A 13,777-nucleotide genomic window follows, 5' to 3' on the forward strand; every position below is an offset into this window, starting at 1 on the left:
AGCCCTACAAAACCATCACGGTCGCTGAGGCCAAGGAACTCCTGGCCTCCGGTGCCGCCCTGATCGACGTTCGTACCGTCCAGGAATGGCGCTCCGGACGGGCACCGCAGGCCAAGCACGTTCCTTTAGACCGCCTCCAGGCCAGCACGGCCGGCATCCAGAAGACCCGGCCCGTGATCGCCATGTGCCAGTCCGGGATCCGATCCGCTTCCGCCGCCCGCCTGCTTGCGGAAAAGGGCTACGAGGCATATTCCCTGCGCGGCGGCATGGGCGCCTGGCGTCAGGCCGGGGAACCCGTCCGCTGAGGACAACAGTCCAACTATCCGAAGGAGAAACCGATGACTGAAATCACCGTCAACGAAGCCGACCAGCGCCGATCCACTGACCGGATCCTCGATGTCCGCGAGGACTTTGAAGTCGCCGACGGCATGATCGCGGGAGCGCTGCACATCCCCATGGGGCAGCTGCAGGAACGACTGTCCGAGCTGGACCCCACAGTCCCCGTCATCGCCGTCTGCCGCAGCGGCAACCGGTCCGCCGCCGTCGCGGACGCACTCAACGGTGCCGGCTTCACCGCCGACACCATGGCCGGCGGCATGATCGCCTGGACCCGCGCAGGACTCCCCACCACCTGACCCACCTGCTGAAGATCAGCATCCAACCCTCCACGACACCATCCGGAAGGACACGAACCTCCTCATGGCAACCATCGATATCACCGAACAGAACTTCGCCGAAACCCTGGCGAACAACGAGATCGTCTTCGTTGATTTCTGGGCAGCCTGGTGCGGCCCCTGCCGCATGTTCGCCCCCACCTACGGTGCCGCCGCCGAACGGCACCCGGACATCACCTTCGCCAAGGTAGACACCGAAGCCGAACAGGCCCTCGCCGCCGCGGCCAGCATCACCTCCATCCCCACCCTGATGGCTTTCAAAGACAAAACCCTGGTCTTCTCCCAGCCCGGAGCGCTCAATGCCACCGGCCTGGAAGAAGTCATCCAGACCGTCAAGAACCTGGACATGGACAAGCTCCGGGCCGGCTCAGCGCAGCAGCACCCCTAACATCCCAACGAAAGACAGCCGGCACACCCAGCATTGCAACATACCCCCAGGGGTATTAGAATTGATGCAGGAACAGACACCAAACTTCCCCTCATGAAGGAGAGCACCAATGCTTATCGAGCGCATATACGATGAAGACCTCGCCCAGGCCAGCTACCTGATCGGCTGCCAGGCGAACGGGACCGCAGTGGTCGTTGACGGCCGCCGGGACATCGCGGTTTACCAGGATCTGGCCGAGAAGAACGGCATGAAGATCGTGGCGGTCACCGAAACCCACATCCACGCCGATTACCTCTCCGGCACCCGCGAACTCGCGGCCGCCACGGGCGCGAAAATCTATGTCTCCGGTGAGGGCGGCCCTGACTGGCAGTACGGATTCGACGGCGAACGCCTCTATGACGGCGACACCGTCACCATTGGCAACATCAGCATCCAGGCCGTACACACCCCGGGCCACACCCCCGAGCACCTGTCGTTCCTGGTGACCGACGGCGCGTTCAGCGACCAGCCCGGCTACCTGCTCTCCGGCGACTTCGTCTTCTCCGGTGACCTGGGCCGTCCGGATCTGCTCGACGAGGCAGCCGGCGGCGTCGACACCCGCTTCGAGGGCGCCAAGCAGCTGTTCGCCAGCCTGCGGGACAAATTCCTGACCCTGCCGGACTACGTCCAGGTCCACCCTGCCCACGGCGCCGGCAGCGCCTGCGGCAAGGCCCTCGGCGCCATCCCCTCCTCCACCGTCGGCTACGAGCGCCTCTACGCCTGGTGGGGCCCGTACCTCGCCGCGAACGACGAGCAGGGCTTCATCGACGAACTCCTCGACGGCCAGCCCGACGCGCACGCCTACTTCGGACGGATGAAGCGCGAAAACCGTGAAGGCCCGGCGGTCATGGGCGAACGCACCCCGCTTCAGGAACTGGACCCGGCCGACGTCGCGAAGGACCTCGCCCAGGACACCGTCACCTTCATCGACACCCGCCCCAACACCGAAGTCCACGAAGGCACCGTCACCCGCTCCTTGAACGTTCCCGCCGGCAAGTCCGTGGCCAGCTACGGCGCCTGGGTAGTGAACCCGGAAACCGACAAGAACCCGCTCGTGCTGCTCGCCGCCGGGCAGGAACAGGCCCAGGATATGTGGGACCACCTGGTCCGGGTCGGCATCGACAACGTCGCCGGCTACGTCACCACCATCGAGGGACTCCCCGTCAGCACCCCGCCCCTGATCCGGCCCGAAGAACTGGGCAGCTTCGATGCGGCCATGGTGCTGGACGTCCGCAACCGCACCGAGCACACCGCCGGGCACATCCCCGGATCCCACCAGCTCAGCGGCGGCCGCGCCATGTGGCACCTGGACCAGCTTCCGGCCGAAGGAACCATCGTGAGTTACTGCCAGTCCGGGGTCCGGAACTCCGTCGCGGCCAGCGCCCTGCGCCGCGCCGGGTACGACGTCGTCGAACTCGACGGCAGCTACGCGGCCTGGACCGCCTGGCAGCAGGAACGCGAATCCGTGTCCAGCAACTAAACAAAAGCACCACGAACCCTGGTTGAGAGCCTTGGCGGCGGCACAGTAGGCCCGGCCGCCGCCATAGCTTTGCCCTCGACCACCTCGCCCTGACACTTGGAGCACATCCGTGAGATCCGGCCACACCTCTTCACCGCCCAGGCAAAGGGATCCAATCAGACTGGGCCTGCGCCAGAACCTGGCGCAGTTCATGCTCCTCGTAGCCGTCAACGCCCTCGTGGGCGGCACCCTCGGCCAGGAGCGCACGGTACTGCCGCTGCTGGCCGAAAAAGTCTTTCACCTCGACCAGTACACCTCCGCCCTGACCTACATCCTGGCGTTCGGCCTGGCCAAAGCCGCCACCAACTACTTCGCCGGTACCCTCTCGGACCGGTACGGCCGCAAGCCGGTCCTGGTCGCCGGCTGGCTCATCGCCCTCCCCGTCCCCCTCCTGCTGATCTTCGGGCCCTCCTGGGGCTGGATCGTCACAGCCAACGTGGTTCTGGGCATCAGCCAGGGCCTGACCTGGTCCACCACCGTCATGATGAAAATGGACCTGGTGGGCCCCGAACGCCGCGGCCTCGCCATGGGACTGAACGAAGCAGCCGGCTACCTCGGCGTCGCAGGCACCGCACTGGCCACCGGTTACATCGCTTCCTCCTACGGACTGCGCCCCGGGCCCTTCCTGCTCGGCGCTGCCTTCATCGCCGTCGGCCTTGGCCTGTCCGTGCTGACCATCCGCGAAACACACCACCACGCCAAAGCCGAAGCCGCAGTGCACGTCCCGGTCCACGCCGGCAGCCATGCCGGGCTGAGCAACCGTGAGGTGTTCACTCTGACCAGTTTCCGGGACAAGTCCCTGTCCTCCGTCAGCCAGGCCGGGATGGTGAACAACCTCAACGACGGCCTCGCCTGGGGCCTGTTCCCTGTCCTGTTCGCCACCGCAGGGCTCAGCATAGAACGCATCGGCATCCTCGCCGCCGTCTACCCGGCAGTCTGGGGCGCCGGTCAACTCGTCACCGGTCCCCTCTCGGACCGGATCGGGCGCAAACCACTGATCGCCGGAGGCATGCTCGTCCAAGCCCTGGCACTCGGCATGGTCGCCCTCGGAAATGACTTCGGAACCTGGCTTGCCGCCGTCGTCCTGCTCGGTGCCGGCACCGCCATGGTCTACCCCACACTGCTTGCAGCGATCGGCGATGTCGCCCACCCCGAATGGCGGGCCAGATCAGTGGGCATCTACCGGCTGTGGCGCGACGGCGGGTTCGCCGTCGGCGCCCTGCTCTCCGGCATCATCGCCGACGCCTACGGCATCCCCGCCGCCGTCGCCGCCGTCGCCGCCCTGACTGCGCTCTCCGGCATCATCGTCGCTGTTCGAATGCGAAGCAGGGACCACCGCGGCCAGAGATGAACGAGGGAACCACTTCAAGGACGGATGACCGGAATGCCCAGGTCGGTCGGCCCCAGCCGGGCCAGCCGTTGTGCATCTGCGCGCTTGTCGTGGAGGAATCGGAGGGTCAGGTCGATGCCCTCGAGCTCGCCGAGCCATCCTTTTGTTTCGGCGAGCTCGCGTCGGGTGATGAGGTCTTCATTGATTTCGTCGAGGCGCTGGATCATGACAGGGTCGACTTGGAGCATCGGGCAGCGGATGCAGGCGTGTTCGTGCTCGCAGGGGGTGGCGTAGGGCCGCCAGCAGTTGCCGAGTTCGACCTTGCGTTTGTCGAAGTGCTCTTCGAATTCGGCCCATTCAGTGGTGGTCGGGGTCCTGTATTCCCGGGCGGCCCGGGCCGCCCGGCGGCCGGCGAGGTGGATCTGGTAGTGGCGGATGACGTCTTCCTGGAAGACGGTCACGTAGCCGTGGGTGGTCTGCACGTCCAGGTGTCCAAGGAGGGCGGCGCCAATGTGGATCGGCAGGCCGTGGTTGACGAGGTCTGTGGCGAACAGACGGCGGAAGTCGTGCGGGGTAAACCGGCAACCGGCCAGCTCAGGGTGCTCAACTGCCAGGGCGTCGCTGAGCTTGGCCAGTTCCGCGCGCAACGTTCCGGGATTGATGACTTCGGTGCGTTGCCCGATCGTGCGCTGGAACAGGAACGGTTGCGGTGCACTCGTGATTCGTTCGTACTTATCAAATCGCGTGGCCAGCGGCACGCCCCGCCGGTTCCGGGTGAGGCGGCGGATGATTGTCGCAATCACATGGAACAGCTCGGCGGTCATCGGGATCACGCGCTCACGGTCGGTCTTGGACGGGGCGACCACCAACAGGGCCACAACTTCCCCGTTGGGCCGGGCGTACTGGCGGATGCTCAATTGGGATAGCTCCAGAAGTTCCTCGCATCGCAGCCCGGTGTGCCGCAAGGCCTCAACGGCTGCCCACTGCCAGAACGAGGCGTCCTCAGTGAAGGTGACGTTGAGCTTCCGTCCGGTCGACTCATCGAGCACCCGGATGTTGGCCCGGCCGTGACGCTCGGCGTGCCGGGCGTCACCGACGGTGAACAGCCTCCGATAGTTCTTCGCTCCGACCGTCAGCGCCTGGTCGGGTTCGGCATCTGTCGCTGCCTTCAGAAGGTCATCCAGGTGGTCCCGGCGGGCGGTCACGGCGGCGACGAAGGCAGGAAGGAGCGGTTGAAGCAAGCGTATGCGGCCATCCATGCGTTCCTTGGCTCGGCGTTTCGTTTTCGCCTGTGACCTGGTTTCCCTGCTGCCGATGGGGCAGGGCGCAACCCATCGGGCCCAGCGTTCGGGCTCCTGGGCTGCCCAGCCCTGGATATCGAGGTAGAAGGCCCGAATCGTCGTCAGGACCGCGTCCGCGCTCAGACGCGTAAAAGGATGCGAGGACAGCCAGTGCGTGATTGATTGTCGCCGGCGCATACCCCTCAGCCAGCGGTCTTTTCCCGGTCCGTGGATTCATCACCCGTGCCCCGCTCCCCCGCCGCTGAGGATTCACGGCCGAGCGCATCCAGCCGACCATGACCTCGACCTCCAGACGGCCCGCCTGGTCCCACGGGACGCCGATCAGTTCCAGCACCCGCCACCAGCGCAGCAGGTCATTGCCATACGAACGCACCGTCAACGGGCTCATGTCCGTCAACACGAGATCGCGAAGAAACACCGAGAACACCTCGATCTCACGCCCTGCCTCGTCGACCACGGCGTAGGGCAGAAGACCTGCCACGTTTTGCCGGACAGCACCAATGCCAGGCAACCCGATCTGACCCTCGAGCAGCTTCAGCCGCATTTCGTCCACGATGACCACCTCTCCGGAAAGCCTGGGTTCAGTCTTCCCGAAGTTCAGTCAACAGGACGTCCTTCCCCTACGTTCCCGTTGTGGATAAAGCCGAGGAGAACCTGAAGGTCCCCGCCTGGCTGAACGATCCCACGCTGTACCACAACCGCGGCGACACCACCTTCCAAGGCGAGGACTCCTACTACGGCGACTTCTTCGGCCTGGATGACCTCTTCACCGAGAACCCCAAAGTGGCGGACGGCATGGAGGAGATCTACAAGACCTGCATCGGCGATTTCGGGGTGGACGGCTTCCGGATAGACACCATGAAGCACGTCAACAACGAGTTCTGGCAGGAATTTGGCCCGGAGATGCTCAGCTACGCCAAGGCACAGGGCAAGGACGAGTTCTTTATGTTCGGCGAAGTCTTCGACACGACCAAGTCCTTCACCTCGCAGTTCACCACCCGCAACCAGATGCAGGCCGTGCTGGACTTCCCGTTCCAGGAGGCCGCCCGGAACTTCGCGTCCAAGAGCCAGGACACCCGCTCGCTGGAGACGTTCTTCGCCGGCGACGACTGGTACACCGACGCCGATTCCAACGTCTACCAACTGCCAACCTTCCTGGGCAACCATGACATGGGCCGCATCGGCAGCATCATCGCCGCCGACAACCCGGGCTCAGCCGACACGGACCAGGTGGGCCGCGACCAGCTGGCCCACGAGCTGATGTATTTTTCCCGTGGCAACCCGGTGATCTACTACGGCGACGAGCAAGGCTTTACCGGCCCCGGCGGCGACCAGGACGCCCGGCAGACGCTCTTCGCCAGCCAGGTGCCGGAGTACCTCGACGACGACCTGCTGGGCACCGACGCCACGCACGCCAGCGACAACTTCAACGCCGGCCACCCGCTGTATGCCAAGATCAGCCAGCTCGCGGCCCTGACCAAGGGCCACCCTGCCCTGCGCGACGGCGCCCACCAGCACCGCTACGCCTCCGAAGGGCAAGGGATCTATGCCTTCTCCCGCACCGATGCGGAGGACCAGCGTGAGTATGTTGTAGCCCTGAACAACAGCGAACAGCAGCAGACGGCGGACGTGCCCACCTACATCGGCAAGCGCAGCTACACGCAGATTTACGGTGCGGGCGCGGACACGGTGAAGACCTCAGCGGACGGAAAGCTGACAGTCACCGTCCCGCCGCTGTCGGCCGTGGTCTACCAGTCGTCGGGCCGTATTCCGCACTCCAAGGCGGCTCCCGCCGTCGCACTTCAGGAACCTGCCGCGGCACCGGCGGATAACGGCCGGATCAACGTGACGGCCGACGTCGGCGGTGCTTCGTTCTACGAGGTCACCTTTGAGGCCAGGACGGCGGGCGGTGGCTGGGCACCGATCGGCACCGACGACACCGCGCCGTACCAGGTGTTCCACGATGTCGCTGCCTTGGATGCAGGCACCGTCCTCGAATACCGCGCCACGGTGCTGGACAATGGGGGCCACCGTGCCACCAGCCAGTCCCGGGCAGCCGCCGTTCCGGCGCCGATCCTAACCATGCAGAAACCCGTCGAAGGCAGCAGCGTGGAGGGTTCCGTGGAGCTCAGCGCCACCGCAGATCCGGAAAAGTCCAGCCATATGGTGTCCTTCGAGCGCAGCATCGCAGGCGGCGGTTGGACTGCTGTGGGCTCTGACGACTCATCACCGGTGTACTCGGCGACCGATGACCTGGCAGGCCTGGAACTCGCCGACGGCACCGTGGTCCGATACCGCGCCGCCATGACCGGTCCCGGCTTCAGCGTGGTCAGCGAACCGCGGACGGTGACGTTGGGTGAGGCACCGCAGCCGGACTCAGTGACTGTTGAGGGGTCGTTTAACGCCGGGATGGGCTGTCCAAAGGATTGGGACGAGGCCTGCCCAGCGGCCTTCATGACCTTGGACCCGGCGGATAACATCTGGCGGCTGACCGTGGACCTGCCAGCCGGGCAGTACGAATACAAGGCCGCGCTCAACGGCACGTGGGGTGTCAGCTACGGCGCGGACGGGCTCCTTAACGGGAGCAACATCGTCCTTGACCACCCCGGCGGAGCGGTCACTTTCCGCTACGACAACCGCACGCACGTCACCACTGCCGTCTACGCATCCCAGCAGCCGCAGGCGGTTTCAGCGGTGGGAAGCATGGGGTTGGAGCTCGGCTGCGAGGATGACTGGCTGCCGGCCTGCGACCAGGCCCAGCTGACGCTGGACCCGGCAACGCAGGTGTGGAAGCTGGCCGTCGCGGACCTCCCGGCCGGCGACTACGAGTTCAAGGCCGCACTGAACCGGGGCTGGGACGAGAACTACGGTGCCAACGGCGTACGCAACGGCGGCAACATCTCCTACACGCACGACGGCGGCGCGGTCACCTTCCGGTACGACCACGCCACCCACCTGCTCACGGCGGGTTAGGGCCCAGCGCTGTTTTTCGCCGCGCCGCCTAGCACCGCGATGCGGGGCACCGTCGGTCCGTTCCGGAGTTTCGGAGCACCGACCGGTGACCCCGCATTGCTGTGTGCCGGCTACTCCGGCACCAGCCCTGACGGGTACTCAGCCTCTGGGCCAGCGGTTCCCCCCATAGCGGCGACCAGCCGTTCACGCGCCCGCCCAAGGTGTTCGTCCAGCAGTTCGGCCGCGGCCTCGCCCTGGCCGCCCTCGATCAGCTCAAGGATCTTCTGGTGTTCGGCCAGTATCAGCTCCGTGTCCAGGAGGTGCAGTGACTGGACCCGGACCATGCACAGCCGCACCTCACCCACAAGCGAGCGGTACATCCGGCTGATGCGCTCATTTGCCACTGCGTCGATCAGGCTTGTATGGAAGCGCATGTCAGGTTCCACAACGTCCAGCGGCGTACCCGACTTCGATGCCGCGATATCGCGGTTGGCCTGGACGGCCTCCTGCGGTATCTCCCTGGTGCGCGCCAGCCGGCGTAGTACTTCGCTTTCCAGATAGGCGCGTGCCAGGTAGATGTCCCGCACGGATTCCGGTCCCAGGTCCACGACCCGTGCGGTCTTGTGCGTGCCCCGGTCCAGCAGCCCCTCCGCCACGAGCTTCTCAATCGAGGCTTTGGCGGTTGGGCGTGCCACTTCATAGGACGTGGCGATGTCTGTCTCAGTGAGCGCCTCGCCGGAACCCAGGTCACCAGAGAAAACGCGGCTCCGCAGATCCGCAGCGATCGCGTCGACGATTGAGACTGCAGCAATGCGGCCGGCCATGTGCGCTTCTCCTGTAAAGTCTTTTCCCATTTCCCCCAATCTTGCCAGACAAGTCAACACATGCACTTGACCAACATGTGTACTTGTTAGACAATCGTTGGGCGCCACAGTGTTGTGACGCCTAACACAATCTGGAGACACATGTTTCAGCAGATCCTCGACCCCATTTCCGGGTCCCTAGTGATTTCAGCCCTTTGCGCTGCGCTTCCCCTCGTCCTGCTTTTCGTTCTGCTGGGCGTTTTCAAAGTCAAGGCACCCAAAGCTGCCCTGGCCAGCCTCGCCCTGTCCCTCGTACTGGCCATCGTTGGCTGGCAGATGCCGGTCAACCAGGCCCTGAGCGCCACCGCGGCAGGCATCTTCTACGGCCTGTTCCCTATCCTGTGGATCCTTGTTAACGCGCTGTGGATCTACCGGCTCACCGTGGCCACTCCTTGGTTCGAAGTGCTGGGGCGCACCATCCGTTCGATCTCGAACGACCTCAGGATCCTGTCCATCCTGATCGCCTTCTGCTTCGGCGCCCTGCTGGAATCCCTGGCCGGATTCGGCGCGCCCGTGGCCATCTCTGCAGCCATGCTTATGGCTGCAGGAATGAAGCCCTTGAAGTCGGCCATTGTCTCGCTGCTTGCCAACACTGCCCCGGTTGCCTTCGGCGCGATGGCCGCGCCGATCATCGCCCTGAACGGTGTCACGGGCCTGCCGCTGAATGAGCTTTCCTCAATGGCCGGACGCCAGACGCCGTTCATCGCCCTGATCGTTCCGCTGCTGCTGGTGTTCATCGTGGACGGCCGTCGTGGCGTGAAACAGACCTGGCCCGTGGCCCTCGTCGCAGGCGTCGCGTTCGGTGCGGCGCAGTTTGTAACCTCCAACTACTTCGCCGTGGAACTCACTGATGTTGTGGCCGCCGTCGTAACAGTGGCCGCCGTGCTGCTGATGCTGAAGGTGTGGCAGCCGAAGGAAACCGTCGGGATGGGAGGCGCCGTCCAGGCTGCACTGGAACCAGCCGAGGCAGCCGCCGTCGCTGCACGCGCAGGTGCCGGTTCGGTGAGCGGAGCCAGCTCAAGACACTTTGCCGAACGGCCCGCCTCGGGCAGCGCGGTGCCAACTGACAGTGCGGTACCCACCGATAACTCGCGGCCCGAGCCGCGGAAGATCTGGATGGCGATCGCCCCTTACCTGATCATCATCGCGGTGTTCTCGGTGGCGCAGATTCCGTTCGTCAAGGCCTGGCTGAGCCAGGTTGGCAGCGTCACGTTCGCCTGGCCCGGCCTGGACATCACCGACTCGGCCGGCAAGCCTGTCGCGGCCACGAAGTTCAAGCTGGACCACCTCAAGGCGACCGGCACCCTGCTGCTGTTCTCCGGCCTGCTCACCATGCTGCTGTACAAGATCATCGCATCACAGGGCCTTCGCATCTACCGGGACACCCTGGTACAGCTGCGCTGGACCATCGTTACCGTCACGGCCGTGCTGGGCCTCTCCTTCGTGATGAACCTTTCCGGCCAGACCACTACGCTCGGCTTCGCGCTGGCCTCCGCGGGCGGTTTCTTCGCCGTCCTCTCACCATTGATTGGCTGGATTGGTGTGGCACTCACCGGCTCCGATACTTCCTCCAACTCGCTGTTCGGCCAGATGCAGGCCACCGCAGCGGAGCAGACCGGCCTTTCTCCGGTGCTGATGGCCGCCTCCAACTCCTCCGCAGGGGTGATGGGCAAGATGCTGTCGCTGCAGAACCTGGCGGTGGCCTCGGCCGCGGTGGGCCTTGACGGTGCAGAGGGCACCCTCTTCCGGAAGCTCCTCGGCTGGAGCCTCGGCCTGCTGGCGCTCATCACCGTGCTGATCTTCCTGCAGTCCACCCCCGTACTGGGCTGGATGGTCCCCTGATGGCACCCCTGGACATAGCTGGCCTACGCGCGGCGGTGAAGGATCCCACCCAGGTGAAGACCCGGGCCATCGACCTGCACGCGAACGCCCACGATGCCTCGCACTTCCTCCTGATCCCGCAGGCTGTGGTCACGGCGGGGAGCGCCGCCGAGGTGGGCGGGCTGCTGCGTGCGAGCGCTGCCCAGGGTGTGCCGCTGACGTTCCGCTCCGGCGGAACGAGCCTGAGCGGCCAAGCGGTTACCGACGGCGTGCTGGTGGACGTGCGCCGCAACTTCCGGGACATCGAAGTGCTTGACGACGGCGCGCGGGTCCGGGTACAGCCCGGCGTCACCGTACGGGCGCTCAACGCGAGGCTCGCCCGCTACGGCCGCAAGTTCGGCCCGGATCCGGCCAGCGAGGCGGCGTGCACCATCGGCGGCGTGGTGGCCAACAACTCCTCCGGCATGAATTGCGGGACCGTGGACAACACCTACCGGACGCTGGAGTCGTTGACCGTAGTGCTGCCTTCCGGCACCGTGATCGACACCGGGGCGGTCGACGCCGACCAAAAGCTCCGCGCCCTCGAACCGGAACTCTACGAAGGTTTAGCCCGGTTGGCGGAGCGCGTCCGGAACAACCCCGACTCCGTCGACCGGATCCGGCAGCAGTTTTCCATGAAGAACACTATGGGCTACGGCCTGAACTCCCTGCTGGACTTCAAGAGCCCGGTGGACATCATGGCCCACCTGATTGTCGGCAGCGAAGGCACCCTAGGTTTCGTGGCAGAGACGATTTTCCGCACCATCCCGCGGCTCCAGCACGCCGCCGCGGGCCTGCTGGTATTTCCGGACCTCGAGGCGGCCAACGCGGCCCTGCCTGCCCTCGTAGAAACAGGGGCCGCAACCATTGAGCTGATGGACGCGCTGTCACTGAAGGTGGGCCAGACGCTCAAGGGAACGCCCGCCGTCGTGCAGGACCTGGCGGTCCGGGACCATGCCGCCCTGCTCGTGGAATACTCCGCCGGCAGCGCCGGACATTTGGCGGAGCTCCAAGTCAACGGCGAGGGCATCCTCATGGGCCTGGGGCTCTCCACCCCCGCCCGGTTCACCGGTGACGCCCGGGAACGGGGCCAGCTCTGGCAGTTGCGCAAGGGCCTCTACGCCTCCGTCGCCGGTGCGCGCCCCCAGGGCACCACCGCGCTGCTGGAAGACATTGTGGTCCCCGTCCCGGTGCTGGGCCGCACCTGCCGGGAACTGATCCGGCTTTTCGACAAGTACAGCTACGGCAACAGCGTGATCTTCGGCCACGCCAAGGACGGCAACGTCCACTTCATGCTCACCGACGGTTTCGCCACCGCCGCAGAACTGGACCGTTACAGCGCCTTCACCGAAGACATGGTGGACCTGGTCCTGGCCGAGGGCGGATCGCTGAAGGCCGAGCACGGCACCGGGCGCGTGATGGCCCCGTACGTCCGCCGGCAATACGGCGATGAGCTCTACGACGTGATGCGCAGCATCAAGCGGCTTTTCGACCCTGCCGCGATGCTCAACCCGGGCGTCCTCATGGACGAGGACCCGCTGGCGCACCTGCGGCACATCAAGACGGCGCCTCCGGTCGCCGAGGAGGTGGACCGCTGTGTCTCCTGCGGCTACTGCGAGCCGGTGTGCCCCAGCAAGGACATCACCCTCACGCCGCGGCAGCGGATCGTCACGCTGCGCGCCATCGAATCCGCGCGGCTGGCCGGAGACACTGCGCTGGTCACGGAACTGGAAAAGGACTACGAATACGAATCTGTGGACACCTGCGCCGTGGACGGAATGTGCCAGACCGCCTGCCCGGTGGACATCAACACCGGATCGCTGGTAAAGAAGCTGCGGAAGGCCGACGCCGGCCCGCTCGCCAACGGGGCGTGGAATGCCGCCGCCAAGCACTGGGAAGGCGTCACCCGGGGTGCTTCGCTGGCCCTGACTGTGGTGAACAAGCTCCCGGCCGCCGCCATCGCCCCGCCCAATAAGGCCGCGCGGGCAGTGCTTGGGGAAGACACAGTCCCGCTGTATTCGGCCGAACTGCCGGGCGGCGGTTCGGTGCGGAAGCGTCCGACGCCGGCGGGCGAAGTGGACGCTGTCTACTTCCCTGCGTGCGTGGGGACCATGTTCGGGCCCGCGGGTACGGCTCAGGACGGCCAAGGGCACGGCGTCCAGTACAGCTTTGAACAGCTTTGTGCCAGGGCAGGGATTACGCTCCTTGTCCCGGAAGGGATCGATGGCCTCTGCTGCGGCACGCCCTGGTCCTCCAAGGGTATGGCCGCAGGCCAAAAAACGATGCGGGAGAAGACCCTGGCAGCCCTCCGGGAGGCAACCAAGGACGGCGAACTGCCCATCGTCTGCGACGCGTCCTCCTGCACCGAGGGCCTGCGCCAGGCCGTCGAATCGGACACGCCGGCAGCAGGGCAGCGTCCACTGCGCATGGTGGACGCCGTGGACTTCGCCGCGGACCGGATCCTTCCTGGGCTGCCCGATCACGGGAAGCTGGAGTCCCTGGCCCTGCACCCCACCTGCTCCTCCACCCGGATGGGCCTCAACGATGCCCTCGGTGCCGTGGCCGGCGCCGTCGCCGACCGCGTGGAGGTGCCGGAAAACTGGGGCTGCTGCGCATTCGCCGGGGACCGTGGGATGCTGCACCCGGAGCTGACGGCATCAGCTACCGCGAAGCAGGCCGCGGAGGTAGCGGACATGGGCGCTGCGGCGCACGCGTCCTGCAACCGGACCTGCGAACTGGGTATGACGCGGGCAACCGGCGCGCAGTACCGCCACGTGCTGGAACTCCTGGAGGAGGTTACCCGCTGACCCACGGCTAAGCGGGTTACCGATCGAGGTCAGCTGCGGCATGG

At 65.8% G+C, this 13,777-nt stretch carries 10 protein-coding genes and 1 pseudogene; 8 read left to right on the plus strand and 3 right to left on the minus strand.

Going from position 1 to position 13,777, the window contains the following annotated elements:
* The 5 genes from NG698_RS20435 to NG698_RS20455 form a co-directional block, all read left to right on the plus strand.
* The coding region (locus NG698_RS20435; RefSeq protein WP_252608309.1) for a rhodanese-like domain-containing protein at positions 1-305 on the plus strand (305 nt) is incomplete at its 5' end.
* Between the two features lie 33 nt (positions 306-338).
* The gene (locus tag NG698_RS20440) at positions 339-635 is read left to right on the plus strand and encodes a rhodanese-like domain-containing protein (RefSeq protein ID WP_252612021.1); all 297 of its coding nucleotides are present in this window, start codon (positions 339-341) and stop codon (positions 633-635) included.
* A 64-nt stretch (positions 636-699) separates the two neighbouring features.
* Positions 700-1,062, plus strand: a complete 363-nt coding sequence (gene trxA, locus NG698_RS20445; protein ID WP_252612023.1) for a thioredoxin — start codon at positions 700-702, stop codon at positions 1,060-1,062.
* A gap of 109 nt (positions 1,063-1,171) precedes the next feature.
* Positions 1,172-2,581, plus strand: a complete 1,410-nt coding sequence (locus tag NG698_RS20450; protein WP_252612026.1) for an MBL fold metallo-hydrolase — start codon at positions 1,172-1,174, stop codon at positions 2,579-2,581.
* 190 nt (positions 2,582-2,771) lie between these two features.
* A complete protein-coding gene (locus NG698_RS20455; protein WP_252612028.1) occupies positions 2,772-3,971 on the plus strand; it encodes an MFS transporter in 1,200 nt (399 codons plus the stop codon).
* 14 nt (positions 3,972-3,985) lie between these two features.
* Here NG698_RS20455 and NG698_RS20460 read toward each other — a convergent pair whose 3' ends face one another.
* Together NG698_RS20460 and NG698_RS20465 are read right to left on the minus strand one after the other, a co-directional pair.
* Positions 3,986-5,209, minus strand: coding sequence for a tyrosine-type recombinase/integrase (locus NG698_RS20460; RefSeq protein ID WP_252612029.1), 1,224 nt, complete (start codon positions 5,207-5,209; stop codon positions 3,986-3,988).
* The gene (locus NG698_RS20465; protein ID WP_252612031.1) at positions 5,127-5,804 is read right to left on the minus strand and encodes a hypothetical protein; all 678 of its coding nucleotides are present in this window, start codon (positions 5,802-5,804) and stop codon (positions 5,127-5,129) included. Before NG698_RS20465 ends, NG698_RS20460 begins: the two co-directional genes overlap by 83 nt.
* A gap of 56 nt (positions 5,805-5,860) precedes the next feature.
* Here NG698_RS20465 and NG698_RS20470 point away from each other — a divergent pair.
* Positions 5,861-8,224 (plus strand): annotated as a pseudogene (locus tag NG698_RS20470) (pullulanase X25 domain-containing protein); the annotation flags it as partial.
* Between the two features lie 110 nt (positions 8,225-8,334).
* Here the strand turns inward: NG698_RS20470 and NG698_RS20475 are convergent.
* Positions 8,335-9,027, minus strand: a complete 693-nt coding sequence (locus NG698_RS20475) for a GntR family transcriptional regulator (RefSeq protein WP_252612033.1) — start codon at positions 9,025-9,027, stop codon at positions 8,335-8,337.
* Between the two features lie 141 nt (positions 9,028-9,168).
* Between NG698_RS20475 and NG698_RS20480 the strand changes: the two genes are divergently transcribed.
* Positions 9,169-10,908, plus strand: a complete 1,740-nt coding sequence (locus tag NG698_RS20480) for an L-lactate permease (RefSeq protein WP_252612035.1) — start codon at positions 9,169-9,171, stop codon at positions 10,906-10,908.
* Positions 10,908-13,733: an FAD-binding and (Fe-S)-binding domain-containing protein gene (locus NG698_RS20485; RefSeq protein ID WP_252612037.1), complete on the plus strand. Its 2,826-nt coding sequence runs from the start codon at positions 10,908-10,910 to the stop codon at positions 13,731-13,733. The genes NG698_RS20480 and NG698_RS20485 overlap by 1 nt, the downstream gene beginning before the upstream one ends.
* The last annotated feature ends 44 nt before the right edge of the window (positions 13,734-13,777 follow it).

The organism is Pseudarthrobacter raffinosi, assembly GCF_023913735.1.
GTDB lineage: Bacteria > Actinomycetota > Actinomycetes > Actinomycetales > Micrococcaceae > Arthrobacter > Arthrobacter raffinosi.

Coding starts and splice junctions, on each gene's coding strand:
- NG698_RS20440 (WP_252612021.1), top strand. CDS start 339: ATGACTGAAATCACCGTCAACGAAGCCGACCAGCGCCGATCCACTGAC.
- trxA (WP_252612023.1), top strand. CDS start 700: ATGGCAACCATCGATATCACCGAACAGAACTTCGCCGAAACCCTGGCG.
- NG698_RS20450 (WP_252612026.1), top strand. CDS start 1,172: ATGCTTATCGAGCGCATATACGATGAAGACCTCGCCCAGGCCAGCTAC.
- NG698_RS20455 (WP_252612028.1), top strand. CDS start 2,772: ATGCTCCTCGTAGCCGTCAACGCCCTCGTGGGCGGCACCCTCGGCCAG.
- NG698_RS20460 (WP_252612029.1), bottom strand. CDS start 5,209: ATGGATGGCCGCATACGCTTGCTTCAACCGCTCCTTCCTGCCTTCGTC.
- NG698_RS20475 (WP_252612033.1), bottom strand. CDS start 9,027: ATGGCCGGCCGCATTGCTGCAGTCTCAATCGTCGACGCGATCGCTGCG.
- NG698_RS20480 (WP_252612035.1), top strand. CDS start 9,169: ATGTTTCAGCAGATCCTCGACCCCATTTCCGGGTCCCTAGTGATTTCA.
- NG698_RS20485 (WP_252612037.1), top strand. CDS start 10,908: ATGGCACCCCTGGACATAGCTGGCCTACGCGCGGCGGTGAAGGATCCC.